The organism is Janthinobacterium sp. J1-1, assembly GCF_030944405.1.
In the GTDB taxonomy this organism is placed as follows: Bacteria; Pseudomonadota; Gammaproteobacteria; order Burkholderiales; family Burkholderiaceae_D; genus Janthinobacterium.
Genome location: NZ_CP132339.1, coordinates 4,414,175 through 4,439,621 on the forward strand (window position 1 = coordinate 4,414,175; position 25,447 = coordinate 4,439,621).

Annotated in this window: 24 protein-coding genes; 12 read left to right on the forward strand and 12 right to left on the reverse strand. The window is 67.1% G+C overall.

Translation table 11 applies throughout. From position 1 onward, the window contains the following. Nucleotides 1-42: 42 nt before the first annotated feature. Both Q8L25_RS20125 and Q8L25_RS20130 read right to left on the reverse strand, forming a co-directional pair. A complete protein-coding gene (locus Q8L25_RS20125; RefSeq protein ID WP_308921065.1) occupies nt 43-1,002 on the reverse strand; it encodes a FecR domain-containing protein in 960 nt (319 codons plus the stop codon). Next, on the reverse strand, nt 1,002-1,508 hold the full coding sequence (locus Q8L25_RS20130) for a sigma-70 family RNA polymerase sigma factor (protein ID WP_308921066.1): 507 nt from the start codon (nt 1,506-1,508) through the stop codon (nt 1,002-1,004). Before Q8L25_RS20130 ends, Q8L25_RS20125 begins: the two co-directional genes overlap by 1 nt. A 165-nt stretch (nt 1,509-1,673) precedes the next feature. Between Q8L25_RS20130 and purT the strand changes: the two genes are divergently transcribed. Together purT and Q8L25_RS20140 are read left to right on the forward strand one after the other, a co-directional pair. After that, nucleotides 1,674-2,897: a formate-dependent phosphoribosylglycinamide formyltransferase gene (gene purT / locus Q8L25_RS20135; protein WP_308921067.1), complete on the forward strand. Its 1,224-nt coding sequence runs from the start codon at nt 1,674-1,676 to the stop codon at nt 2,895-2,897. Continuing rightward, entirely contained in the window at nt 2,894-3,604 is a 711-nt protein-coding gene (locus tag Q8L25_RS20140; RefSeq protein WP_308921068.1) for a hypothetical protein, read from the forward strand. The genes purT and Q8L25_RS20140 overlap by 4 nt, the downstream gene beginning before the upstream one ends. Before the next feature lie 11 nt (nt 3,605-3,615). On the opposite strand, the gene Q8L25_RS20145 is transcribed toward Q8L25_RS20140, so the two are convergent. From Q8L25_RS20145 to Q8L25_RS20170, 6 genes are read right to left on the reverse strand one after another with little or no spacing between them, the layout of a single operon-like run. Beyond that, nucleotides 3,616-4,275 (reverse strand): ABC transporter permease, encoded by a 660-nt coding sequence (locus Q8L25_RS20145; protein WP_308921069.1) that lies wholly within the window; start codon nt 4,273-4,275, stop codon nt 3,616-3,618. Next, a complete protein-coding gene (locus Q8L25_RS20150; RefSeq protein ID WP_308921070.1) occupies nt 4,272-5,549 on the reverse strand; it encodes a glycosyltransferase in 1,278 nt (425 codons plus the stop codon). Before Q8L25_RS20150 ends, Q8L25_RS20145 begins: the two co-directional genes overlap by 4 nt. Beyond that, entirely contained in the window at nt 5,543-6,415 is an 873-nt protein-coding gene (locus Q8L25_RS20155; RefSeq protein ID WP_308921071.1) for a hydrolase 1, exosortase A system-associated, read from the reverse strand. Before Q8L25_RS20155 ends, Q8L25_RS20150 begins: the two co-directional genes overlap by 7 nt. Further along, nucleotides 6,405-7,262 (reverse strand): hydrolase 2, exosortase A system-associated, encoded by an 858-nt coding sequence (locus Q8L25_RS20160; RefSeq protein ID WP_308921072.1) that lies wholly within the window; start codon nt 7,260-7,262, stop codon nt 6,405-6,407. Before Q8L25_RS20160 ends, Q8L25_RS20155 begins: the two co-directional genes overlap by 11 nt. After that, on the reverse strand, nt 7,262-7,519 hold the full coding sequence (locus Q8L25_RS20165) for an acyl carrier protein (RefSeq protein ID WP_308921073.1): 258 nt from the start codon (nt 7,517-7,519) through the stop codon (nt 7,262-7,264). The genes Q8L25_RS20160 and Q8L25_RS20165 overlap by 1 nt, the downstream gene beginning before the upstream one ends. Further along, on the reverse strand, nt 7,506-8,243 hold the full coding sequence (locus Q8L25_RS20170; protein WP_308921074.1) for a hypothetical protein: 738 nt from the start codon (nt 8,241-8,243) through the stop codon (nt 7,506-7,508). Before Q8L25_RS20170 ends, Q8L25_RS20165 begins: the two co-directional genes overlap by 14 nt. Nucleotides 8,244-8,436: 193 nt before the next feature. Here Q8L25_RS20170 and Q8L25_RS20175 point away from each other — a divergent pair, with 193 nt between their 5' ends. The 3 genes from Q8L25_RS20175 to Q8L25_RS20185 are packed head-to-tail and all read left to right on the forward strand — an operon-like array spanning nt 8,437 to nt 13,171. Beyond that, nucleotides 8,437-10,056 (forward strand): acyl-CoA ligase (AMP-forming), exosortase A system-associated, encoded by a 1,620-nt coding sequence (locus Q8L25_RS20175; protein ID WP_308921075.1) that lies wholly within the window; start codon nt 8,437-8,439, stop codon nt 10,054-10,056. After that, nucleotides 10,053-11,291, forward strand: a complete 1,239-nt coding sequence (locus Q8L25_RS20180) for a pyridoxal-dependent decarboxylase, exosortase A system-associated (RefSeq protein ID WP_308921076.1) — start codon at nt 10,053-10,055, stop codon at nt 11,289-11,291. The genes Q8L25_RS20175 and Q8L25_RS20180 overlap by 4 nt, the downstream gene beginning before the upstream one ends. Next, nucleotides 11,288-13,171: an asparagine synthase-related protein gene (locus Q8L25_RS20185; protein ID WP_308921077.1), complete on the forward strand. Its 1,884-nt coding sequence runs from the start codon at nt 11,288-11,290 to the stop codon at nt 13,169-13,171. The genes Q8L25_RS20180 and Q8L25_RS20185 overlap by 4 nt, the downstream gene beginning before the upstream one ends. Here Q8L25_RS20185 and Q8L25_RS20190 read toward each other — a convergent pair. Further along, entirely contained in the window at nt 13,089-14,024 is a 936-nt protein-coding gene (locus Q8L25_RS20190; RefSeq protein ID WP_308921078.1) for a polysaccharide deacetylase family protein, read from the reverse strand. The two genes, Q8L25_RS20185 and Q8L25_RS20190, sit on opposite strands and share 83 nt — an antisense overlap. Next, the gene (locus tag Q8L25_RS20195; protein WP_308921079.1) at nt 14,021-15,322 is read right to left on the reverse strand and encodes a putative O-glycosylation ligase, exosortase A system-associated; all 1,302 of its coding nucleotides are present in this window, start codon (nt 15,320-15,322) and stop codon (nt 14,021-14,023) included. Before Q8L25_RS20195 ends, Q8L25_RS20190 begins: the two co-directional genes overlap by 4 nt. A 144-nt stretch (nt 15,323-15,466) precedes the next feature. On the opposite strand from Q8L25_RS20195, the gene Q8L25_RS20200 reads away from it, so the two are divergent. From Q8L25_RS20200 to Q8L25_RS20225, 6 genes are all read left to right on the forward strand, one after another. Continuing rightward, entirely contained in the window at nt 15,467-17,545 is a 2,079-nt protein-coding gene (locus Q8L25_RS20200; protein ID WP_308921080.1) for a glycosyltransferase, read from the forward strand. Between the two features lie 12 nt (nt 17,546-17,557). Continuing rightward, complete coding sequence (locus Q8L25_RS20205) at nt 17,558-19,033, forward strand: oligosaccharide flippase family protein (protein ID WP_308921081.1); 1,476 nt, start codon at nt 17,558-17,560, stop codon at nt 19,031-19,033. A gap of 9 nt (nt 19,034-19,042) precedes the next feature. Then, nucleotides 19,043-20,131, forward strand: a complete 1,089-nt coding sequence (locus Q8L25_RS20210) for a glycosyltransferase family 4 protein (RefSeq protein ID WP_308921082.1) — start codon at nt 19,043-19,045, stop codon at nt 20,129-20,131. Next, nucleotides 20,121-21,650 (forward strand): MBOAT family O-acyltransferase, encoded by a 1,530-nt coding sequence (locus Q8L25_RS20215; RefSeq protein WP_308921083.1) that lies wholly within the window; start codon nt 20,121-20,123, stop codon nt 21,648-21,650. The genes Q8L25_RS20210 and Q8L25_RS20215 overlap by 11 nt, the downstream gene beginning before the upstream one ends. 2 nt (nt 21,651-21,652) lie before the next feature. Beyond that, complete coding sequence (locus tag Q8L25_RS20220) at nt 21,653-22,858, forward strand: hypothetical protein (RefSeq protein WP_308921084.1); 1,206 nt, start codon at nt 21,653-21,655, stop codon at nt 22,856-22,858. Between the two features lie 102 nt (nt 22,859-22,960). Beyond that, nucleotides 22,961-23,959 carry a 2-hydroxyacid dehydrogenase gene (locus Q8L25_RS20225; RefSeq protein ID WP_308921085.1) on the forward strand — a complete coding sequence of 333 codons (999 nt, stop codon included), beginning with the start codon at nt 22,961-22,963 and terminating at the stop codon, nt 23,957-23,959. Between the two features lie 2 nt (nt 23,960-23,961). Here Q8L25_RS20225 and Q8L25_RS20230 read toward each other — a convergent pair whose 3' ends face one another. Further along, a complete protein-coding gene (locus Q8L25_RS20230) occupies nt 23,962-24,309 on the reverse strand; it encodes a TfoX/Sxy family protein (protein WP_308921086.1) in 348 nt (115 codons plus the stop codon). 75 nt (nt 24,310-24,384) lie between these two features. Between Q8L25_RS20230 and Q8L25_RS20235 the strand changes: the two genes are divergently transcribed. Further along, nucleotides 24,385-24,612 (forward strand): hypothetical protein, encoded by a 228-nt coding sequence (locus Q8L25_RS20235; RefSeq protein ID WP_308921087.1) that lies wholly within the window; start codon nt 24,385-24,387, stop codon nt 24,610-24,612. Between the two features lie 9 nt (nt 24,613-24,621). Here the strand turns inward: Q8L25_RS20235 and Q8L25_RS20240 are convergent, their stop codons facing one another. Continuing rightward, entirely contained in the window at nt 24,622-25,434 is an 813-nt protein-coding gene (locus Q8L25_RS20240; RefSeq protein ID WP_308921088.1) for a class I SAM-dependent methyltransferase, read from the reverse strand. Between the last annotated feature and the right edge of the window lie 13 nt (nt 25,435-25,447).

The following is a 25,447-nucleotide window of genomic DNA, read 5'->3' on the forward strand; positions in this document are numbered from 1 at the left end:
TGACTGGTTGCCGTGCGGGCCGGCCAGATCCCCTCAACTTTTTTACGCTTTTTTCAAGGTGACCCAGAAACGCGTGCGGTAGACGGCGACGATGGCCTGTGTTTGCAGCAGCACGCGCAAGGCCCGTTCCGGATCGCCGAGCTGGAATACGCCGGAAATTGGCAGCTGCGCGATGTCGGCGTCGCACTGCAGCAGGCCGTGGCGGTGGCGCGCCAGTTCCGCCACCAGCCGTCCCAGCGGCATCTCGCGCGCCACGATCACGCCGTCCAGCCAGGCGGCCGGATCGTCGTGCCGGTCCTGGTCGCGCCAGATGCGCACGCCATCGGTCAGCAGCGCGTCGCCCGCCCGCGCCAGCACTGGTTCCGCGCTGGCGGCCGTCGCCTGCATCTGCACGGCATCCTGCTGCACGGTCAGGCGCGTCAGCGGCACTGCGCCGTCCTCAAGGCGGCGGACGGTAAAGCGCGTGCCCAGTGCCTGCATGCGGGCCGTGTCCGTATCGACCCGGAACGGCCGGCGCAGCGCATCGATGCCGGTGGTGACGGCGATTTCGCCGCGCAGCAGCGTCAGCAGGCGGCGCGCGCCATCGTATCGCACGTTGACGGCGGTGCCGGCATTGAGATTGAGCAGGCTGCCGTCGGGCAGCGTGACGGCCAGGCGCTGGCCGGTGCCGGTGTGGTAGTCGGCGCGGCTGTCGAGCACCAGCCAGGCGCCGGTGCCGGCCACGCCGAGGGCGGCGGCCAGCTTGAGCGACTGGCGGCGCTGGCGCCGGCGCGCCAGGCTGGCGTCCAAGGTGGCGCGGCTTGCGTCCGGCGGCAGGCCGGAGAGCTGGCCTTGCATGGCGGCGATGCGCTGCCACGCTGTTTCATGGCGGGCATCGGCGTCACGCCATTGCCGCAGGGCTTGCAAGGTGGCTGGCAGCGGGCCATGCAGTTGCAGCCGCACGGCCCAGGCGATGGCTTGCTCGACCGGATCGTCCTGTCCTTGCGGCGAGACCTGTCGCATCAGGAAAAGTACACGCGGTAGCAGGCGCGCCAGGCGCTGGCCAGGTCGCGTTCGACGGTGGCCAGCGACACATCGAGCCGCGCGGCGATGGCCGATCCGGCCAGGCCGTCGAGCTGGGCCAGCAAAAATGCCTGGCGGGCGCGCGGCTTGAGGGCGTCGAGCGCCGTGTCCAGCCGCAGCAGCGTTACGATGATCAGCAGACGCGCTTCGGGCGACGGCGCCACCTGTTCCGGATGAAAGGCCAGCGCCTGCAGGTAGGCTTGTTCCACGTCGCGGCGCCGGTAATGGTCGATCACCAGGCCTTGCGCGATGCGCGTCAGGTAGGCGCGCGGGGTGCGCAGCGCCGCTGGCGGACGGTCGCGGCGCTGCAGGAGGCGCATGAAAGTGTCCTGCGCCACATCGGCCGCGTCAGCACCGCTGCCCAGCTTGTGCCGCAGCCAGCCCTGCAGCCAGCCGTGATGGGCGCTGTACAGGACGGACAGATCGGGCGGCGCGGCAGGGGGCATGGCGGGTCAGGAGTGCAATAATTGAGAATGATTCTCAATTATTGCATTGGCGGCGGGCGCTGGCAAGTGCCGCCGGTGCGCCGCACGGCAGGAAGCGCGCTGTCCAAGAGCGCCGGCATTTGTTATAGTTCCAGCCATCTTTCCCTACGCCCCACGCCATTACCCATGTCCAACACCCTCAGCACGCCCCGCACTTTCGGTACGCCTTTGTCTTCCACCGCCATCAAGGTCATGCTGCTCGGTTCCGGCGAACTGGGCAAGGAAGTGATCATTGCCCTGCAGCGCCTGGGGGTGGAGGTGATCGCGGTCGACCGTTATCCGAACGCGCCCGGCCATCCGGTGGCGCACCGCTCGCATGTGATTGACATGAGCGACGGCGTGGCGCTGGCCGCCCTGATCGATCTGGAAAAGCCTGACCTGATCGTGCCCGAAATCGAAGCGATCGCCACCGATACCCTGGCGGCGCTGGAGGCGGCCGGCCAGATCACCTGCATTCCGACCGCGCGCGCGGCCCAGCTGACGATGAACCGCGAAGGCATACGCCGTCTGGCGGCCGAAGACCTTGGCGTGGCGACGTCGCCGTACCGCTTCGCCAGCAGCTTGCAGGAATTGCAGCTGGCCTGCCAGGAAATCGGTTTTCCCTGCGTGGTGAAACCGGTCATGTCGTCGTCGGGCAAGGGCCAGTCAAAGCTGGACAGCGCGGCGGAGGTGGAAACCGCGTGGGCGTATGCGGCCAGCGGTAGCCGGGTCGACACGGGCCGGGTGATCGTCGAAGGCTTTATCGATTTCGACTACGAGATCACCCTGCTGACGGTGCGCGCCATCGGTGCCTCCGGCCAGGTCGAGACGCAGTTCTGCGAGCCGATCGGCCACCTGCAGGTGCAGGGCGACTATGTGGAATCGTGGCAGCCGGCGCGCATGGCGCCGCTGGCGCTTGAACGTTCGCGCGAGATCGCGCGCAAGGTGACCGATGACCTGGGTGGCCTGGGCCTGTTCGGCGTCGAGCTGTTCGTCAAGGACGATATGGTCTGGTTCTCGGAAGTGAGCCCGCGGCCGCACGACACCGGCATGGTGACCATGGCCAGCCAGGTGCAGAGCGAATTCGAACTGCACGCGAAAGCCATCCTGGGCTTGCCCGTCAACGTGGCGCTGCGCTCGCCGGGCGCGTCGGCCGTGATCTACGGCCAGCTGGAAGCGAAAGGCATCGCCTTCGAAGGCGTGGCTGACGCCTTGAGCGTGCCTGGCGCCGACCTGCGTTTGTTCGGCAAGCCCGAGTCGTTTGCGCGCCGCCGCATGGGCGTGGCGCTGGCTACCGCCGACGATGTCGATACCGCGCGCCAGCGCGCCGTGCTGGCCGCCTCGAAAGTCCAACCCGTGGAGAAAACATGAGCGAAGAAGAGATCCCCTACATAGTCCCGTCGGAACACGCGGTGGTCGGCAAGGCGGCCGGCGCGCAGATGCTGGCCAACGCCTGCGCCGCGCGCGACGCCTTTTATGCCAGCCTGGGCGCCATCGACGGCGATGTGCTGGCGCCGCTGGTGAACCCGTCCTTCATGGGCGGGCCGCGCTGGCCGTCGCTGCGCCAGGCCTGGCGCGTGATCCGCCGGCCCGGTTCTATCATTATCGCCAGCGATGGCCTCAGCGACCCGTTCGAGGACGACGACGATATCTTCGAGCCACGCGGCTACCTGGTGGAGGTCTGCGTCGAGGCGCCCCTGTCCAGCGTCGAGGGCGATGATATCGCCGGTTCCTGGCTGTTCGACCTGGTATATCAATTGAGCCAGAACGTGGCCGATCACGGTTCGATCGACTTGCTGGTCGAGCGCCATGGCAGCGTGTCGATGGCGCTGGACCTGCAAGCGCCGCCCGATGGCCTGGAAGACGAGAATGAACAGGTGGGCGTGCTGATCGACGCCACGGCGCCGACCATTCCCGCTTTCTTCGATACGCCGTATGGCCCGGTGATGATGTTGACGGCCACCGTGCTGCAGCCGGCGGAACTGGCCGATATCGGCGCGGCCGAAGACCGCGCCGGCGCGCGCGGCGCTGGCCAGGGCCCTGGCCGCCTCGCCGACCGGGCGCCTCAGCGTGGCTGACCGTCCGGCCGTCATTCTGCCGTAGGGCTGTCCTTGTCAGCTTTGGCCTCGGCCGGCGGCTCCTGCCACTGGCCGGCTTTCTTCAGCTGGTTTTTCAGGCCCTGCAAGGGGAAACCCAGTGCGTAGGCCCTGGCCGCATGCTCGCGCGCCTGCGCGTACTCCTTGCGCTTGACGTACAGCAGGCCCAGGTTGTACTGCAGGGTGGCGTGTTCGGGCGACCGGCGCGCCGCTTCCTGCAGTTGTTCCAGCGCCGCCGCCTCCTGTTTGGTGGCCAGCAGGTAGTTACCGAACACCATGCGCGCCGTCGTGTCGTGCGGCGCATAGGCGATGGCGCGCTCGAAATAGCAGCTGACCGTGTAGCGCGCGCCCACCGGTTGCACGCGCTTGTCGCGCTGGCCCAGCTTGGCCATCGCGGCCAGTGCCCGGTGATGGTTGGGGAAGTGCTCCAGGGTGTAGCTGATGTCGCCACCCAGGCTGCCCGTCATGCCCTGCTTCAGGCTTTCCACATCGCGCGAAAAATGGTATTGCTCGACCACCGCCAGGCCGGCCCGGTCGTCCGGGCTGGTGTAGTCGCCGCCCGGATCGTGTTTTACATACGGCGGGCAGGTCGATTGCGCGGCGGCGGGGTCGCAGCACGCCAGGCAGGCGCACAGCATCAGCAGGATTTTCATGGTGAACTCCGGTGGATGACCTGGTCGAGCAGTTCGGCCAGCGCATGGCTGCGCGCCTGGCGCGACTGCAGCAGGATGGCGCCCTGGCTGGCCAGCGGCGCGCGGCCCTGGCGCGCCAGTTCCAGGAAACGCAGCAGCGCGCGCGCGCAGTCGCCGCTCGAGGCCAGCTGGCCGATGGTGTCGATGCCGCACAGGCGCAGCTTGGCCGCGCTGTCGCCGGCCAGGTCAGTCAGGGCCAGCACGGGCCGGCGGCAGCGCAGGTATTCATACAGCTTGGCGGGAATCTGGCCGTTGCAGTTGGCCGCCTGCAGCAGCAGCAAGCCGTCGGCCGACTGCATTTCGCGCAGCGCCTCCTGGTGCGCCTGCAATGGCGCCAGGGTGACCAGGTCGGCGATGCCGAATTTGGCCAGCAGGCCGGCCAGCCAGGCGTCGTGGCCGGTGGCGCGCAGCAGCAGCTGGAAATTGTGCGCTGCCAGCACGCCGCCTTGGCGCAGCTTGGCCAGGGCGGCGAACAGCGCTTGCGGATCGCGCTCGGACGGATAGATCACGCCGCTGTGCAGCAGCAGAAAGCGGCTGCGGTGGCTGCCTGCCGCGTGGCTGGCGCAGTCAGTAAATCCGGCCTCGTCGTAGCCGTTCTCGATCAGGCAAAAGCGTTCGGCCTCCACTTGCGCCAGGCGCCGGCGGTGGCTGTCGAGGGCGCCCGGCGTGGTGCAGACGATGGCCGCGCTGCGGGCGGCGATGCGCTGTTCGATCCAGCCATGCAGGCGGTGCACGCGGGCATTGGCGGGATACGGCGCGGTCGGGTCGCTGTCGTCGATCATCGGGTCGCGCTGGTCGGCGATCCACGGCAAGCCCGTGAGCTTGTGCAAGGTCAGGCCGATCAGGTGGGCGGTGGCGATCGGGTAGGTGGACCAGATCGCGTCGGGCCGGTAGCGCCGTATCATGGCCAGGCCAGCCGGCACGGCGCTCAGCCACCAGGAACTCCAGCGGTCGGGCAGGGCCAGGCAGGCGGGATAGCGCCCGCGCAGCGACAGATGGCGCGCCGCATCGAGCGCCGCGCTGCGCCGCACCGTCAACTGGCCGTCGTCCGTGGCCCGGTCGCTGGTGTGGTCGTAGGCGCGCGGGCTGGCACTCAATATCAGCGGCTGCCAGCCCGCTTCGGGCAGGTAGCGCGCGAAACCCTGGGTGCGCAGCACGCCGCTGCCGCCTTGCAGCGGCGGAAAATGATAGGCCACCATCAGCACGCGGCGCGGGCCCGGCTGCACGGTCAGCATGAAGCGATCCAGTCGGCGCACAGGCGTTCGACCCGGGCGCGCGCGGCGGCGCTGGAAAAAGTATGATTGGCGCCAGGCACCTCCTCTTGGCGCCAGTTGCGGCGCTGGCCCAGTTCGCGCCAGGCGCGGTCGTTTGCCAGCAGGGTGGTCCATTCGCGCGCGCCCAGGTCATCGCCGCTCAGGATCAGCAGCACCTTGCCGCGAAAGCAGCCCAGCGCCTGGAACAGCAGGGCTGCCGGGGCCAGCGCATCCTGCTGGCTGTTATGGGTGTCGGCCGCCACCTGGCGCAGCGACGCCAGGCTGTCTTTCATTTGCACGCCGCCGCCGGCCAATTTGCGCCAGAAGTCCGCTTGCAGCAGGCGCGGCAAATAATAGTGGCGCAAGGTGGCGCGCGCCAGCACCGCCGGGCTGCGCACCCAGGGATTGAGCAGGATCAGGCCGCTGATGCGCGGGTCGCGCGGCGCGTGGCAGGCGGCCGCCGTGGCGCCGTCGCACAAGCCCCACAGCACCACCTCGCGCAGGGCCGGCACGGCGGCGAAAAACTGCGCCAGCGCGGCGGCGATGTCGGCGTCGACCTGGCGGTAGTCGCGTGGTGCCCCTTCGCTGTCGCCCATGCCGCGGTAGTCGAAGCGCAGCACGGCGACGCCGCGCGCGGCCAGGAAGCGCGCCAGCAAAACGAACTGGCGGTGGCTGCCGGCGCGGTATTGCGGCCCGCCCGTGACGATCAATACGCCGCGCGGGCCCGGCGTGGACGGCATTGTCAATATGCCGACCAGGCGCGCCTCGGCGTCGTCGGCGCAGCGAAAGCGCAGCGCCAGCTGGTGGACGGTTGCCAGGGTGTCCGTGGTGGACAGTTCAGCATGCATGCCGGGGATCTCCTTCGTCGAGCCAGTCGTGGCAGACACTGGCGGTAGCGTCCAGCAATTGTGGGCACTCGAGCAATTCGGCGCTGTTCCAGAACGGACCGTCGGCAAAGCCGGCGATGTGCAGCGCCACGCCTACACCGCGCCATTGCTCGGCCAGGCTGGCGGTGGGTGCCGGCAGCACGGCGGCTTCGCCGCTCAGATATTCCAGCCAGTAGACGGGCAGCGGCGGGCGCAAGCTGCTGGCCGCCATCGCGTCGATGGCCTGCGCCAGTTCCGGCGCCAGCAGGTAGCCGGCCACTTCGACGGCGCGTCCGGCCGCCAGTTCGGCGCGCGCATGGCCGGGCGCTTCGGCCTGGCCCGCCAGCATGCTGCCGGCCAGGCGCAGGCGCAGGAAACGGTCGATGGCGCGCCGGCCGTCCAGTTCCGGCTGCCACAGCAGCAGCCGCTGCAGCGGCACCGGCGGATGCGCGGCCAGTTCCAGCGCCAGCAGGGCGCCCAGGCGCAAGCCCCACACGGTCAAGGGGCCGTCGACCCGTTGCGCCAGCCAGGCGCAGGCCAGGTGCAGGTCGTTGCGCCAGATGCTCCAGCGCGCGTCGCCGAAGTCGCCGCTGCTGTCGCCGCAGCCGTACAGGTCGAGCTGCAGCACGCTGTAGCCGGCGGCGGCAAAGGCCCGCGCCTGCATCGCGGCGATATGCCGGCTTTTGTTGAGTTCCTCGGCAAACGGGTGGATGTAGACGATGCCGCCACGCGCGGGCCGGCCCGGCGCCGGCAGGTGCAGCAGGCAGTAGCGCTGGCCGCCGGAGGCCGGCAGGAAAAACGGCAGCAGGCTGGTGGTGGCATTGAGCATCAGCGCAAATCCGCTTGCGCCAGCTTGGCGTCGACAAACGCCTGCAAGGTGCCGACGGTGGCGAAATGGCGGGCGTGGATGTCGTCGTCCTCGATGGTGAAGCCGAAATGGTCTTCCAGCGCGGCGATCACGCCGATTACGGCCATCGAATCGAGTTCCGGCAAGCTGCCCAGCAGCGGCGTATCGTGCGCCAGCGGCTGCGTACCCAGACCCAGCGCGGCGCGCAGGATGGCGGTGATGGTATCAAGTGGCGGCATGGCGGCTCCAGGGTAAATGATCAAAGCGGAAACTGGGGAAACTGGCGGGGTGGCGCGACAAATGCAGATAAGGCGGCAGGCTGGCGATCATCCATTGCCAGCGGCCGCAGCGGACAAAAGTGGCCGTGCCCAGGCTGATGGCGCCCAGGCGCGCATGGGCCGCCAGCGAGCCGCGGTTGAAGCGCGAGATGCGGCTGCACGACCAGCGCACGCCTTGCGCGTGCAGCCGGGCGTTGGCTTCCTCCCACAGGCGGGCGAACACCAGTGCGCCGCGCTGCTGCGGATGGACCCAGACGTCGAGGTCCCACGACAGTTCGGGCGCCAGCACATAGCGCGCGCGCACCTCGTCTTCCTGGCAGGCGCCGCGCAGCAGCCACAGCCAGCCGGCCATGGACGGCGCCGCATCAGTTGCCTGGTGGATCTGCGCCACCAGGCATTGCGCGCCCTGGCGGTAGCGGTCCAGCAGCACCGTCAAAGGCCGCGCGGGGCCGGGCGGCAGCGCTTCGGCCGCCAGGCAGGGGGTGACGGCGATCGCCTTGCCGCGCCCCCGGCACAGCGAACCGGGCGCGACCGGCTGGGCCACGAACTGATAGCGGTGCAGCGCGCAACGTTCGCCGGGCACCGCCTGCAGCAGGCGCGCGCACGCATGCCAGGCGCCGTCAACCCAGCCCAGCTGGCGCAGGCTGGCGGAGATACGGCGAACGAGGTTCAGGAACCAGGCCATGGCGAAATAGGATGGGGCGGCTGGACAGCCAACGTTGTCCATTAGAGCGCAGCGGCGCTGATGAGTCTTGCGCCGCCTCAAGTTGTGCCCCCGCGCCCTGTTAGTTGATAAAAATCAAGAACTGCCCCGGCATTTGTCCCAATCATAGGGGGATGCATGAAATGCATCATGCGCGCATAGACAAGGGCAGACGATGGCGACACTGATCCATGACTTTATCTTCGAGACGGCCCGCCTGGCGCCCGCCGCGCCGGCCTTGAGCTACCAGGGCGTGCCGCTGGCGTATGGCGCGCTGGCGCAAAGCGTGCGCGACTGCGCCGGCGCGCTGCTGCAGCTGGGCTTGCGGCGCGCCGCGCGGGTGGCCGTCTATCTGGAAAAACGCCAGGAAAACGTGATCGCCATGTTCGGCGCGGCGGCCGCCGGCGGCGTGTTCGTGCCCGTCAATCCGCTGCTGAAACCCGAGCAGGTCGCTTATATACTGGGCGACTGCGGCGTGTCCGTACTGGTCACCTCGCGCGAACGGCTGGCGCAGCTGGCGCCGGTGCTGGCCAGCTGTCCCGGCTTGCGCGCGATTATCGTGACCGGCGAGCGCGGCCCGGACACCGCCCTGGGCGGCGTGCAGATCCTGTCCTGGTCGTCGGTGCTGGAGCTCGGCGCCGACCTGCCGGCCAAGTCCCGCGACATGCACGCCATGATCGATCAGGACATGGCGGCGATTTTATATACGTCGGGCAGCACCGGCCGGCCCAAGGGCGTGGTGCTGTCGCACCGCAATATGGTGGCCGGCGCGGTCAGCGTCTCAAGCTACTTGCGCAATACGCCGCAGGACCGGCTGCTGTGCGTGCTTCCGCTCAGCTTTGACTATGGCCTGAGCCAGCTGACCACGGCGTTTGCCAGCGGTGCCTGCGCCGTGCTGATCAATTACCTGCTGCTGCGCGACATTGTCGAAGCGGTGGAGCAGGAGGCGATCACGGGCCTGGCGGCGGTGCCGCCGCTGTGGATACAGCTGTCGCAGCTGAGCTGGCCCTTGTCGACGCCCTTGCGCTATATCACCAATTCGGGCGGCGTGATGCAGCCGGGCACCGTCGACAAGCTGCGCGCGCAGCTGCCGCGCACGCAGATATTCCTGATGTATGGGCTGACGGAAGCGTTCCGCTCCACCTATCTTCCGCCGGAACAGCTGGCCAGCCGCCCCGATTCGATCGGCAAGGCGATTCCGAATGCCGAAGTGCTGGTGCTGCGCGCCGACGGCAGCGTGTGCGACGACGAGGAACCGGGCGAACTGGTGCACCGTGGCGCGCTGGTGGCGCTCGGCTACTGGAACGATGCGGCGCGCACGGCCGAGCGCTTCAAGCCGCTGCCGCCCCAGGCCGATGGGCTGGTGCTGCCCGAACTGGCCGTCTGGTCGGGCGACACGGTGCGCCGCGATGCCGATGGTTTCCTGTATTTCGTCGGCCGCAACGATGAGATGATCAAGACCTCGGGCTACCGGGTCAGCCCGGCCGAGATCGAGGAAGTGGCGTATGCCAGCGGGCTGGTGGGCGAGGCGGCCGCGCTCGGTGTGCCGCATCCCTTGCTGGGTGCGGCCATCGCCCTGCTGGTGACCCCCGCGCCGGGCGTGGAACTGGGGCGCGAGGCGCTGCTGTCGGCCTGCCGCAAGCATTTGCCTGCCTACATGATGCCGCTCTGGATCGATATCCGCGGCGAGGCCTTGCCGCGCAATCCGAACGGCAAGATCGACCGGGCGCTGCTGGCGCGCGAGATTGCCGAGGTGCTTGCCGCCATCCCCGTCAACGCCGGGGAGCGGCCATGAACGCGCGCGGCCTGCCCGTGCATGCGGCCCTGCAACAACTGGCGGCGCGCGATGATGTGCTGCAGTTTGGCGGCTTGTCCCTGACCCGGCTGGCGCAACGTGTGGGGCGCACGCCGTTCTACGCCTACGACCGCGCGCGGATCGCGGCCCGCGTGGCAAGCTTGCGCGCCGCGCTGCCGCCAGGGGTGCACCTGCATTATGCGATGAAGGCCAATCCGATGTCGGCCGTGGTGCAGTGGCTGGCGGGGCTGGTTGACGGCATCGACGTGGCGTCGGGCGGCGAACTGGCCACCGCGCTCGACACCACCATGGCGCCAGGTGCCATCAGCTTTGCCGGCCCCGGCAAAAGCGAAAGCGAGCTGGCGCGGGCCGTGGCGGCCGGCGTGCTGATCAATGTCGAGTCGCGCGCGGAGCTGGAAAAGCTGGCCCTGGCCAGCGACCGGCTGGGCGTGGCGGCGCGGGTCGCCGTGCGGGTCAACCCCGATTTCGCGCTGCGCCGCGCCGGCATGCGCATGGGCGGCGGCGCCCAGCCGTTCGGTGTCGATGCGGCGCTGGTGCCGACCTTGCTGGCGCGCATAGGCCAGCTGCAACTGGATTTCCACGGCTTTCACGTGTTTTCCGGCTCGCAAAACCTGTCGGCCCCGGCCCTGGCGGAAGCCCAGGCGGCCAGCGTCGAGCTGGCGCTGCAATTGGCGCATGACGCACCGTCCGCCTTGCGCGTGCTCAATATCGGCGGCGGCTTCGGCGTGCCGTACTTTCCGGGCGACATGCCGCTGGACCTGGCGCCGCTGGCCGACAACCTGCAGCGCCAACTGGACAAGCTGGCCAGGGCGGCGCCCGGCGCCCGTCTGAATATCGAGCTGGGCCGCTATCTGGTGGCCGAGGCCGGCATCTATGTGTGCGCGGTGATCGAGCGCAAGTTGTCGCATGGCCAGATATTCCTCGTCACCGATGGCGGCTTGCACCATCACCTGGCCGCGTCGGGCAATTTTGGCCAGCTGATCCGCAAGAATTATCCGGTAGCGATCGGCAACCGCCTGCACGGCGGCGAGCGCGAAGTGGTGTCCGTGGTCGGGCCGCTGTGCACGCCGCTGGACTTGCTGGCCGAACAGATGGAAATGGCGCGCGCGGCCGAGGGCGACCTAGTGGTGGTGTTCCAGTCGGGCGCCTATGGCCTGACGGCTAGCCCGACCGCGTTTCTCGGCCATCCCTTGCCGGCCGAGGTGCTCGTATGAGCGGCCTGTGCGGTTGGCTGGGGGACGGGGATGTCTCGGCGATCAGCGCCATGGCGGCACCGCTGTCGCGCCTGGACCAGGCGCCATTGCAGTGGCGTACGGGCGAGAAAGGCACGGTGGCCGTGGCGGCCGGCGACGGTGCCAGCCATCTGTATCAGCAGGATGGCTTGCTGATCGCCCTCTGGGGCCACCCCATGCTCGATGATTCCGCCTTGAATGTGGCGCAGCGGCTGGCGCCTGTCTGGCTGGCGCGCGGCGCGGCCGCCTGCGCGGCCTTGTCCGGCGAATTTGCGCTGGCCGTCGTCGATGGTTTTTCCGGCCAGTTGCTGCTGGCCGTGGATCGCGCCGGCAGTTATCCGCTCAGCCATGTGAGCAATGCGCAGGGCGTGTTCTTTGCCTCCTCGAACGACGCGATGTTGGCCCATCCGGCAGTGCGCGGCGCGCTCGACCCGCAGGCCCTGTATCACTATCTGTTTTTCCATATGGTGCCCGCGCCGGAAACGCCGTGGCTGGGCTGGCAGCGCTTGCTGCCGGGAGAATACCTGCATGTGCGCGCGGGAAAACAGTGCAAGGGAAGTTACTGGTCGCTGGCCTTCCAGGAAAAAACCATGGCCACCTTTGCCAGCCGCCAGCAGGCTTTTTTGCGCATTTTGCGCCTGGCGGTGGAAAGCAGCCTGGGCGATGTGGCGGCCACCACCGGCGCTTTTCTCAGCGGCGGCACCGACAGTTCCACCATCGCCGCCATCGTGCGGCAGGTGACGGGATCGGGCGCGCGCGCCTATTCGATAGGCTTTGACGCGCCCGGCTACGACGAAATGGCGTATGCGCGCCTGGCCGCCAGCCACGCCGGCTGCGTACACCATGAATATTATGTGACGGCGGCCGACGTGCTGGCCGCGATCCCCGCCATGGCGGCCGGGTTCGACCAGCCCTTCGGCAATGCCTCGGCGATCCCCGCCTACTATTGCGCGAAAATGGCGCGCGACGACGGCATGACGCGCATGCTGGGCGGCGATGGCGGTGACGAATTGTTTGGCGGCAACGAGCGCTATGCGCGCCAGGCCTTGCTGTCCAGCTATGAACGCCTGCCGGCCATGCTGCGCCAAGGCATCATCGAACCGCTGCTGTTCCGTGCAGGGTTGACGCGGCCATCGCGGCTGGGGGACAAGGCGCGCAGCTATATCGAGCAAGCCACCATGGCGCTGCCGGCCCGGCTGGAAAGTTATAACTTGCTGCAGCGCTATGGCCATCGCACGGTGCTGGAAGATGCTTTCCTGGAAACCATCGTTCCCGGCATGGCGCTCGATCAGCTGAACAGCGCATATTTGCAGCGGCCGGAACGCCAGCTGAGCCAGATCAATGCCTTGCTGGCTCTCGACATGCGCTTCACCCTGGCCGACAACGACTTGCCCAAGGTGCGCAAGGCTTGCGAACTGGCCGGCGTGGAGGCGGCGTTTCCCTTCCTGCACGACGCGATGGTGGCGTTTGCCGCCAGCCTGCCGCCCGGCGACAAGCTCAGGGGCATGCGGCTGCGGCCGTTTTTCAAGCAGGCGCTGGCCGATATTTTGCCCCGGGCCATCTTGCGCAAGAAAAAGCACGGTTTTGGCCTGCCGTTCGGTTTGTGGCTGCAAAGCCATGCACCGCTGCGTGAGTTTGCTTTCGACAACCTGGCCCAGCTGCGCCTGCGGGGCATCGTGCGGCCCGGCTTTATCGACGATCTCCAAGGCCGCCTGCTGCTGGAGCATCCCGCGTATCACGGCACCATGGTGTGGATACTGATGATGCTGGAACAATGGCTCAGCGCGCATGCACTGGGCTTTGCCGCCGGTTCTGGCGCAGCCGCCATAAAAATGCCAGGCGTCCTCGATCCCACGGCGTAAAACGGGGCAGCTGGAACAGATCCAGCCCGGCGCCCGGCCGCGCCACGCCCCAGTCGGTGGCCAGCGCGGCGGTAAAGCCCAGGCTCTTGACGATCTCGACATGGGCCGGCCCGTAATCGCGGCCGGCCTTGCCGTTCGGATAGGCAAACAGGGTCATGGGCGCTTGCAGCAGCTGTTCCAGCTCGCGCTTGCCGTTGGCGATATCGTTGCGCGCCGCGCGGTCGGACATGGCGGCCAGGATGGGGTGGCTGACCGTATGCGCGCCGATGCCCATGCCGGCCGTGTGCAGCCACTGCAGCTGGGCAGTAGTCAGCATCGCAGGGGCCATGGTGCGCGTGGCCCCCCCCGCGCGCCGGCGCAGTTCGACGGCCAGGCGCTGGCGCTGTTCGAACGGCAGGTATTTCAGGTGCGCCAGCACATGCTCGATGGCGGCGCGGCGCTGGGCCAGGCTGGCCAGTGGCAGGCAGTCCAGCCCCAGGTCGCGCAAATCCAGGGAGGCGCCCGGCGCCTGGCGCACGGCGTCGATCACGCGGTCGTTCCACATCTGCCCGCCATTCAAATAGCCGGTGGCGATAAAAAAAGTGGCGTGCAAGCCGTATTGCCGCAGCAGGGGCAGCGCGTGTTCGGCATTGTCGGCATAGCCATCGTCGAAGGTAATGCAGGCCGCGCGAGGCGGCAGGCTGCCGTCCTGCAGGCGCTGCACGGCCACAGGCAAGGGCAGCACCGTATAAAAGCGCTTGAGCAGGCGCAACTGGCGCTCGAACAGGGCGCGGTCGACTTCGCCGGGGAACAGCGGGTCGGGCCGGGCCAGCACCCGGTGGTAGATCAGGATCGACAGCTCGGTCCCGCTCATGGCTGGCCCGCCATGCCGGACTCGGCCGCTGCCGGCCCCTTGCGCAGCGGCACCAAACGCTGCGCTTTCACGTGCTGCTCGACCAGGATGCGGGTGGCGATCAGCACCGCCATCAAATAATAGGGCATGTCGAAATACAGCAGGCTGAGGAAAGCGCCGCCGACGGCAAAACCCACCATGCTGGCCTGGCACATGGTGGCCAGGCCCAGCGCCCAGGCCAGCTCGGCCTTGCCGCGCGACTGCCGGATAATGGCGGCCGCCGTGCGCCAGGTGGCGCAGCCCAGCGCCAGGTAGAGCGCCAGGCCGACGAAGCCATGTTCGCCGAGGGCCTGGAAATAAATGCTGTGCGCCGCGTGCACGGCCTGCGGATCGGGCGCATAGCGGGCAAAGATGCCCGCATCGGACACTTCGAAGCCGCCGCCCAGGAAACGGTCGCGTGCCAGGTTGTACGCCATCTGCCAGGCATTCAGGCGGCCCTGGGCCGAACTGTCTTCCTGGAAGGTATTGATGGTATCCATGCGCTCGGCCCAGCGCTCGGGCATGAAAGCGAGCAGCAGCGGCCCCAGCAAGCACAGCAGCGCGCCCAGCGCCACTTTCTTGCCGCTCTTGATCCACATGAACAGACACATGGCGGCGATCGCCAGCAGGCCGCCGCGCGAATACGAGCCCAGCGCGGCCAGGGCGCTCAGCACCATCGCGGCCGTCAGTCCATGGCGTACCCAGCGCTTATCGCTATTTTGCTGCAGGTAATACATCAACGGTATCGTGATGATCAGCGCCAGGGCCAGCGCATTGTTGTCGCCGATAAAAGTCGCTTCCGGCCCCCAGACCCGTTCCGTGCCGCCGCTGCGGATGGTGAAGATGCCGCCCTTGACGCCATAAAAGCCGATCGAGCCGACCAGTACCCACACCAGCCGGATGATATCGGTGCGGGTGCGTATCAGCATCATCACCACAAAGCTCATCAGCATGATCTTCATGACCTTGTTCCACTGCACCCAGGATGGCCCCGGCAGCAGCGCAAACGGGGTCGTCACGTTCATCCACAGCACGAACAGCAGCAGCAATACGCTGACGGGCGTCATCGGCAGGCCCTTGGGCGTGCGCGACAGCAACATGCCGAACATGGTGACCACGGCGATGATCATGGCGAACGGCAGCTGGGTGGCAAAGCCCCAGCCTTGCGTATGCGGATTCATCACGCTGACCCAGACCCACATCAGGGCGCCAGTGGCGGGCACCTTGACGATGAAGGGGAGCGAGCCGAACACGATAAGGGTAATCAGTATGTCGCGCATGGAGAGACGGTTTCCTGGCTGGCGGTGTCGCCTAGTGTTATCGCATCGCAGGCGCCTGGCATTGACGCCTGTCAACGGCTGGGGAAATTCGCTCAGTACACTGCTCGGTAACCTTGCCTTCCCCCAAACACAGGAGACGCGCGCTTGTTGACCGTACTGATGGCGACCTACAACGGCGCCGCCACCTTGCCTGAAGTACTGCGGGCGTACACGGCGCTGGCCAGGCCCGCCGGCGGCTGGCGCCTGGTGATTGCCGACAATGGCAGCAGCGACGCGACCGCCGAGGTGATCGCCGCTTTCCAGGGGCGCTTGCCCCTGAGCACCTTGCACGTGGCGCGGCGCGGCAAGAATGCGGCATTGAACGCCGCGCTGGAACTGGTCTTGCGCCAGCGCGGTGACGGCCAGGAGTTGCTGGTGTTTACCGACGACGATGCGATTCCCCAGGTGGACTGGCTGCGCCGCCTGCAGCATTGCGCCGCGCGCCAGCCCGGCCATGCCCTGTTTGGCGGCGCCATCGTGCCCGCCTGGCGTCTCCCTCCCGCGCCATGGCTGCTTGCTCGCACGCCAGCGGGCCTGACCTGGGGTTTGACCGAACGCGGCCTGCCGGACGGCCCCATTTATCCGGGGCTGGTGTGGGGCGCGAACATGGCGGCGCGGCGGCGCATTTTTGCCGATGGCCTGCGCTTTGACGACAGCATCGGCCCGAATGGCGCCAGCTATGCCATGGGCGGCGAAGTCAATTTCAACCTGCGCCTGGCGCAAGCGGGCCACCTGGCCTGGTTTTGCCCGCAAGCATGCGTGGCGCATATCATTCGCGCCCATCAGGTGGCGGTGCCGTGGGTGCTGCGCCGCGCCTGGCTGCATGGACGGGGTCGCTTTCGCCAGCAGACAGACAGCACCGTGCCGCGCTGGATGCTGGGACGTTTCCTGCGCGATAGTATCGGATGGCTGGGCGCCTGGCTGCGGCGCGACCGTGAACACATGTTCGTGCGGCGCTGGGAGCTGGCCAATATCGCCGGCTATTGCCAGGAGGCGTGGCAAAAAGCGTGGCAAAACAGGGTGCGGCGCCCCGCGCGCATCCTGATCACCAGCTACTCGGGCGAGCTGGGCGGCATGGAGCTGCGCATGGCGCAGGAAGCGCGCATGCTCGACGGCGCCGGCTATCACAGCCTGCTGGCGCTGCGGCGCTTTGCCGGCTTCGACCGGTGGGCGCAAGGCTTGCGGGCCCGGCAGGTGCGCATCAGCGTGTACCAGCCGCCGCTGTTCATCGAGCACTGGCCTTGGCGCCGGCTGAACTTGCTGCGCGCGCGGCTGACGGGCGCCTGGCGGCTGCGGCGCTACCGGGCCGATCTGGTCCATGTGGCGTTTTGCTGGACGGCCTATGGCGCCTCCATCCTGTGGCAGGCCAGCCGCTGCCGGCTACCGGCCGTGGTCAGCGTGCACAACGCGTTTCCACTGGAACCGTTCAGCGCCTGGCAGCGGCCGTTGCTGGCCACGGCCATGCAGTGTGTCAAGGGCGTGTATGCAGTCTCGCCATCGGCCTTGCAACATTTCATGGACCTGTACCGCGACATGCTGGCGCCTGGCACGCGCCTGGCCGTGATACCGAACGGCGTCGATACCGATCTGTTTACCGTGTCGGACGAGCGGCGGCGGCTGGCGCGCGAACAGCTGGGCTTGCCGCAGGATGCGCTGGTGCTCGGTTCGGTGGCCAGGCTGTCGCCGCAAAAACGGCCCGAGGCGCTGCTGGCCATGTTTCTGCGCCTGCGGCCGCGCTTTCCCGGACTGTACCTGGTGCTGGCCGGCACCGGACCGCTGGAAGCGGCGCTGCGGCTGCAGGTGCAGGCGGCCGGTGCCGATGGGCAAGTAATCTTTACTGGCTACCAGGCCCGCATCGAGCTGCTGATGCCGGCCTTCGACCTGCATCTGCTGCTCAGCCGCAACGAAGGCTTTGGCATCGCCACCATCGAGGCGATGGCCTGCGGCGTGCCGGCCGTGGGAACGGATGTGCCCGGCACCCACGATATCCTGCACGATTGTGCCGGTGGCCTGCTGCTGCCGCTGGCCGACGAGCTGGCCGCCTGCGAGTCCGTGGCCAGCCTGCTGCAGGATGCGCCCCGGCGCGCGCAAATGGCGCTGGCGGCCCGCCGCGAAGCCGAGCAGCGCTATTCGATGCCACGGCTGGAACGGCAGTTACGCCAGTTCTATGCCGGCCTGGTCTGACCGGCGCCCCGGATGAGCGCCACCCGCCACTCGCTGCTGTTTTCCTTTGCCGAAAAATACACGGTGCTGCTGCTGGGCATGGTCGCCACCATGATCCTGTCGCGGTTGCTGACGCCGGCCGAAGTGGGCGTGTATTCGCTGGGCGCGGTGCTGGTGGCGCTGGCCCAGGTGGTGCGCGACTTTGGCGTCGGCCAATACCTGATCCAGGAAAAGCAGCTCGACATGGTCAAGCTGCGCGCGGCGCTGGCCACCAGCCTGCTGGTCGCCTGGCTGCTGGCGCTGCTGGTGCTGGCCGCCAGTGGGCCGCTTGCCGGTTTTTACCAGGAACCGAGGCTGCGGCTGGTGCTGCAATTGCTGTCAATTAATTTTGTCCTGATCCCGTTCAGCGCGTTGACCATGCCCATCTTGCGCCGGCAGCTGCGCTTTCGCGCCATCTACGCCATCAATGCGGCCAACAGCGTGACGAATCTGCTGGTGGCGGTCGGCCTGGCGCTGCTGGGCTACAGCTACATGAGCATGGTGTGGGCGGCGCTGGCCGGCAGCCTGGCCTCCCTGCTGGCGAGCCTGCTGCTGCGGCCCCGTGAACTGCCGTGGCTGCCGGGCCGGCAAGGCATGCGCACGGTGGCGGCGTTTGGCGCGTATTCGACCGGAGGCGGGCTGATCGATGAAGCCAGCGTGGCGGCGCCGGACCTGATCATCGGCAAGCTGATCGACATCGAAAGCCTGGCTCTGTTCGGCAAGGCGCAAAGCGTGCTCAATATGTTCAACCAGCTGATCACCAGCGCGATTTCGCCCGTGGTGTTTCCCCTGTTCGCCGCCAACGAGCGCGCGGGCGGGCAGGGCGGGGCGGGGCCGGCCTATCTGCGCACGGTCAGCTACATGACGGCCTTGAGCTGGCCGTTTTTCTTCTTTCTTGCATGCATGGCTTTGCCCTTGGTCAAATTGCTGTACGGACAGCAGTGGATCGCCTGTGTGCCCTTGATACGCATCATGTGTCTGTCATCGGCCGTGTATAGCATGTTCAGCATGGCACGCTACCTGCTGGTGGCCACCGGCAAGATGCGGGTGCAAGTCGGTATCGATGCCTGGTCCGGCGTGCTGAAGGTGGCGCTGGTGCTGGCGGCGGCGCCGTTCGGCCTGGTGGCGGTGGCCTGGGCGGTGGTGCTGGCGCTGTTGCTGCGCAGCTGGCTCAGCTACCGTTCGCTGCGCGCGGCCTGCAATCTCGACTGGCGCTTGCTGCTGCGCACGGTCAGCAAAAGCCTGCTGCTGTGTGGCTGCACCGCGCCGGCGCCGCTGCTGGTGGCGCTGTGGCTGCCCGATGACCTGCCGCACGCCATGCCCTTGCTGGCGCTGCTGGCAACCGGGCTGGCCAGCCTGCTGTGCTGGATCGCCGGCATTTTTCTGTTGAAACATGAACTCGCTGCCGAATTTTTGCTGCTCCAGCGCAAACTGGCCGGCAAGCTGCTGACGGCCAGGACACCACCTTGAAGGAAACCCATGCGAGTTGGCATCCTGTCTTATCCCATGCTGTTCCAGCGCGACGGCGGCCTGCAGATACAGGTGCGGGAAACCGTTGCCGCCCTGAACCGCCTGGCACCCAGCGCCGCACGGCCATTGCAGGTGCGGCTGGTCGATGCCAATCACGACCGGCTGGCCGATTACGATCTGATCCACGTGTTTTCCGCGATCAATGGCAATTTTCGCATCGTTGAAATGGCGAGCGAGCTGGGCCTGCCGGTGGTGTTGTCGCCGCTGCTGTCGCCGGGCTGGAACCGTGCCACGGCCCGCCGCGCCGAGCTGGCGGACCGGCTGGCAGGCCGTTTGACGGACTGGATGGTGCAAACCAGCTACGCCCAGACCAAGCGCGCGCTGCAACTGGCCAGCCTGGTAATTGCCTTGGGCGAGGCCGAGCGCGATGCCATCACGCAGGGATTCGGCGTTGTTGCGGAAAAAATCCGCGTGTTTCCGAATGGCGTCAATCCGCATTTCTTTACGGCCAATGGCGACCTGTTCCGGCGCGAGACGGGGATCGCCGGCCCCTTCGTGCTGATGGTCGCTAGTATTTCTCCGTATAAAAACCAGCTTGGCCTGGCGCTGGCGCTGGCTGGCAGTGCGCTGCCGGTGGTGCTGATCGGCGCCGCGCCGCGCCACGAATTGCCATATCTGCAGCAACTGCTGGCCTTGCCGCACGTCAGCTGGCTGGGCAGCCTGGAGCATGCCGATCCGCTGCTGGCCAGCGCCTATCATGCGGCCGCTGTGGTGGCCCTGCCCAGCCAGGGCGAAGTGCTGCCGCTGTCGGTGCTCGAAGCGCTGGCGGCCGGCACGCCGGTGGTGATGACGGCGCAAAGCGCGCTCGAGCTGCCTGACTCCACTTTTGCGCTGCGCAAGGTGCGCTGGGACGATGGCGCCGCCCAGCGCCTGGTCATCGAACAGCTGGTGGCCGAGCAACCCGAGCGCGTCAGGGTGCAGGCGCTGGTCAGTCAGTTCAGCTGGGACAGGGTGGCGGCGCAGATCGCCGACTGCTATCATGGTCATGCCCAGTTGCATGGCGCCAGCCTGCCGGCCGGGAGGCGCCATGCTGTTTAACTCCTTCAGCTTCCTGTTTTTTTACCTGCCGATCGTGCTGGCCGGCTATTTTTTGCTGGGAAGGTCGGGCCGGCCGCTGTTGCCCGCCGCCTGGCTGGCGGCCGCTTCGCTGTTTTTCTACGGCTACTGGGAGATACGTTATGTGCCGCTGCTGCTGGCATCGATCACCGTCAACTACCTGGGCGGACGGCTGATCGGCGCTTCCACGGGGCCGGCCAGGAAGCGCGCGCTGGTGGTGGCGCTGGCGGCCAATCTGTGCCTGCTGGCCTGGTACAAATACGCCAATTTTTTCGTCGACAGTGTCAATACCCTGGCGCACGCCGCTGGCGCTGGCGGGCTGCCGCCGCTCGATATCATGCTGCCGATCGGCATCTCTTTCTTTACCTTTACCCAGATCGCCTTCCTCGTCGATTGCTACCGGGGCGAGGTGCGCGAATACCGCTTTATCCATTACGTGCTGTTCGTCAGCTATTTTCCGCACCTGATAGCCGGGCCGGTGCTGCATCACCGCGAAATGATGCCGCAATTCGCCGATGCGGCCAATACGCGCCCGCATGCGAGTCAATTCGCCATCGGCCTGTCGATTTTCGTGGTCGGACTGGCCAAGAAGGTGCTGATTGCCGATAACCTGTCGACGCTTGCCATCCCCGTGTTTGCCGCCGGCGCCCAGCCGACCCTGCTGGAAGCGTGGATCGGCGTGCTGGCGTATACCTTCCAGCTGTATTTTGATTTTTCAGGCTATTCCGACATGGCCATCGGCCTGTCGCGCCTGTTCGGCGTCAAGCTGCCGCTCAATTTCAATTCGCCCTATCAAGCTGTCAATATCGCCGAGTTCTGGCGCCGCTGGCACATGACCTTGTCGCGCTTCCTGCGCGACTACCTGTATATCGCGCTGGGCGGCAGCCGGCGCGGGCAGGCCATGCGCTACCGCAACCTGATGCTGACCATGCTGCTGGGCGGCTTGTGGCATGGCGCAGGCTGGACCTTTGTCATCTGGGGTGGCCTGCACGGGCTGTACCTGGTGGTGCAGCAAGCCTGGCAGCAACGGTTCGGCGTGGCGGCCAGCCGCTGGTGGCCGCCGCTGCTGACGTTTTTTGCCGTGATGCTGGCCTGGATCTTCTTTCGCGCGCCTGACGTGGCCACGGCCTGGGACATCGCCGGCGCCCTGTTCGGGGCGAATGGCGTGAGCCTGCCGCGCGGCCTGGAAGCCTATGCGGCGGCGCTGGCGCACTCGGGCTGGCAGCCGGCCTTCAACGGCATCCGCTGGATACAGCTGGAAGGACCGGGCCTGCCGGTGTTGCTGCTGGCCATGCTGCTGGCCTTCAAGGCGCCGAATACGCAGGAAATATTTGTGCATTACGATCCTTGTATTGAAAAAGTCTTTCAAGACGGCCAGCTGGGCCGCCGGGCCTGGCACTGGCGGCCCACGCGCCGCTGGAGCCTGGGGTTTGCCGCGCTGTTTGTCGCCTGCATCTTCGGCATGAACCGCGTCACCGAATTTCTCTACTTTCAATTCTGACCATGGCTACCTCGGATACCCTGTCTTCACGCCGCTATGTCGGCCTGTTCTGCGGCTGCGCGGCCGGCGCGCTGTTGCTCGTTTCCACTGTAAATTACCAGGTCGATCCCTATCTGCTGCACCAGTGGGACAGCCCGCTGCTGCAGCGGCTGCAGCCGACCCGCGAAAAGCTCAGCGTGTGGGGCAAGACCTATGCCGTGGCGCGCTACCGGCCGGCCGTCGTGTATATCGGCAATTCGCGCACGGAAATGGGCTTGCCGGCCGGCGTGCGCGAGCTCTTCGATGGCAAGACCGTCTTCAACAGCGCCGTCTCGGGCGCGTCGATCGGCGACGCCATGCTGCTGGCCCGGCACGCGGCAAGGGTCAGCCATGTCGACACCATGGTGTGGGGCATCGATGCGCCCTCGTTTTCGATGGAGCAGGGCTCGGCCGGCATCGAGCCGGGCCTGACGGACGAGGGACCCGCCTTTTTCGCGCGGCGCGCCCTGCTCAACGTCAAGCGCGGCCTGACGGTCGACATGACGCAAGACAGCTTGCGCCTGCTGCAAGGCAATTTCGGCAGCGTGTGCCTGTCCAGCCTGGCCCTGCATGGTCAGCGCGACCACCGCTGCTTCAGCGATCGCATCAAGGGCTGGGGCGGCACGGCGCCGGCCATGGTGCCGCGCCTGCAGGAATTCGGCGACGGCGCCGGCCCCACGCCGGACGCGCTGCAAGCGTTCGACGCCACGGTCGGCAAGCTGTGCCGCGACGGCACGCGCTTGCGCCTGTATGTCAATCCCACCCATGCGATGACGATGGACGTGCTGTACTGGCGCGGCAAGTGGCCGGCCATGGAGCAGTGGCAAGGCGATATCACCAGGCTGGCCGAACGCCACCGGGCCCAGGGCTGCGACCTGCGCTTGGTCGACTTTTCAGGCTTTAACAGCATTACCAGCGAAGCCATACCGCAATTTGGCGGCAGGCGCGAAATGCGCTATTACTGGGAAGCATCGCACTACCGCGACAATGTGGGCCGCATGATATTGTCGCGCCTGTTCGGTGGCGATAGCGGCACCGTGCCCGACGACTTCGGCATCGAATTGCGCAGCGAGAACCTGGCCGCGCACCAGGCCGCCATGCGCGCCGCGCGTGACCGCTTCCACCAGGACCATCCGCAGGAAACCGCCTTCGTGCGCAAGCTGATCACCTTGCCGCGGGTACGGCAGTGATCTTTTTACAATAATTTCTTTGCAATCGTTTTCCAGGGCAGAGGAAGCGTACGCTATGATGGCGTTTTTGCCATCGGCCTCACTACTTTTCCAGGAAGCCCCATGAAAATCGCCTTCTTTGGCAGCCAGCCCTACGACCGCCGCTTCTTCGACGAAGCCCTGCCATCCCAGCCCGATGCATCCAGCATCGAGCTGGTCTATCACGACGCCTTGCTCGGAGCGGACACCGCCATCCTGGCGCAGGGCGCCGGCGCCGTCTGCGTGTTCGTCAACGATGTGCTCGACACCGCCGTGCTGGAAGCCTTGCACAGCTACGGCGTGCGCGCCATCCTGCTGCGCTGCGCCGGCTACAACAACCTGGATTTGCCGACAGCCAGGCGGCTGGGCTTTTTTGTCGCGCGCGTACCGGCGTATTCGCCTGAAGCGGTGGCCGAGCACACCCTGGCCATGGTGCAGACCCTGAACCGCCACACGCACCGCGCTTACGCCCGCGTGCGCGAAGGCAATTTTTCACTCGATGGCTTGCTGGGGTTCAACCTGCATGGCAAGACGGTGGGCATCGTCGGGACCGGCAAGATCGGCCTGGCCACGGCGCGCATCTTCAGGGGCTTCGGCTGCAAGGTGCTGGGCCACGACCCCTATCCTTCGCCTGATTTTGCCGAGCTCGGCACGATGGTCGACCTGCCGCAGCTGCTGGCCGAGGCGGACATCGTCTCGCTGCATTGCCCCTTGATGGACAGCACGCGCCACCTGATCGGCCCGGCCACCTTGCCGCAGATGAAGCGCGGCGCCATGCTGGTCAATACCTCGCGCGGCGGCCTGATCGATACTGGCGCCGTGATCGATGCGCTCAAGTCGCGCCAGCTGGGCGCCCTGGCGATCGATGTGTACGAGCAGGAAAGCAGCCTGTTCTTCCACGATCACTCGTCCGACATCATTGACGACGACATCTTCCAGCGCCTGATGACGTTCCCGAATGTGCTGGTGACTGGACACCAGGGCTTCTTTACCATCGAAGCGCTGCGTGAAATCGCCGCCATCACATTTCACAACCTCGACTGCTTCCGCAATGGCGGCGATTGCGGCAATAGCGTGGCTTGAACTCAGGCCGGCGCCGGTTTCTTTTTCGGCGCGGCTTTCGGCTTGGGCGGCGGCAGGGCGTCGGTGGTGCGCCGCGCCAGCTGGACCAGCCAGTCGCGCTCGTCCCACTGTTCGCCGCCGATCAGGAACCAGGGCTTGGCTTGCGGATAGGGTGGCGCCTCCTGCGGCGTGCCTATCCAGGCCCGCCCGGCGTCGGTCGGCTTGATATACAGCTGGTCGTCGGCGATGATCGCGAACATCTTGCCATCGCAGTACAAGCCTGTTTCGCCGAACATTTTCTTTGCCACCAGCGCGCCCGCGCCGGCCATCTGGTCGAGCAGGAAGTCGACCGTACCTTGCTGTGATGCCATGTATGCTCCCCGAGAGTGTTCAGTGTAGCGCAAAAATCGGCTACACTGCCCGGCCATCGTTGCAGGACCACCAACATGAACGCCATCGTCCACCACGGCATCACCATCGTCACCCTGGCCATCGGCGCCGATATCGCCAGTGTCTGCGTGCCGGGCCAGACGGCGATCTGCGAACGGCCCGACGGCTGGTGGCTGTATTTTGTCGACAGCGACGGCAGTGTCGACGGCTATGATCGTCCGTTCGGCAGCCATGCGCAGGCGCTGGGGGCGGCCAGGGCGGCCGCCGAGTTCAGCGCGGAATAGCTCGGGCGCTCAGTGTTGCTGCGCCAAGATACCCTGCGGCAACTCCATCGCGGGCTGCGCATCGTCCGCCAAGCCTTCCTTCACCAGCCGGGCACAGCCTTTTTCGCAGGCCAGCAGGGACTGGCGCAGCAAGGGGAATTCGCTGCGCCAGCGCCGCAGGATGGCTTGTTCGTCGCTGCGCGCGGCGTCGTCGAGGTAGACGGCCGCGCCTGGCGCCAGGCGGGGAAACAGCAGCGGACCGGCCGGATAGCGGGCATGCGTGGCGGTCGCCTGCGGCGGGCCGTCGATCACCAGCATGTCGATCGGCAAGCCGGCGGGCAGGCGGTCGGTGGCGTACCAGGGCCAGGTTTCGCCCTGCAAGGGATGCGCGCGCAGCGGCGCGGCGATCACTTGCGCCCAGTCCGACAGGCCGTGGCGCGCCAGCTCGGCCCGTGTCTGCGCCGCATATGCGGCATCGTGCTCCAGGCTGTAGACCTGGCCCGCGCCCTGCAGCTGCATGCAGCGCGCCAGCACCACGGTCGAAGCGCCGCTGCTGCATTCGACCACCACCTGCGGCCGCGCCGAGAGCGCATGGCGCGCAAGTTCCAGCAGGAAATCGGGCGAGCCGGCCCAGCCGCGCGTGCACGGCAGGCTTTTGTCCAGCTTCAGCTCGCGCTGCAGGCCATCGAGCGCTTCGAGCTGGCGGAACAGGGTGGCCGGCGCGCTGTCGGCCTGGTCGCGCAACTGGTGCGCCAGCAAATGGATCAGGCGCACCTTGTGCAAGGTCCAGGCGCACAGCAGCAGGATGGCGGCGAGCAGCAGGAGAGTAAGGTAGTTGGACATGAAAGAGCCTTTC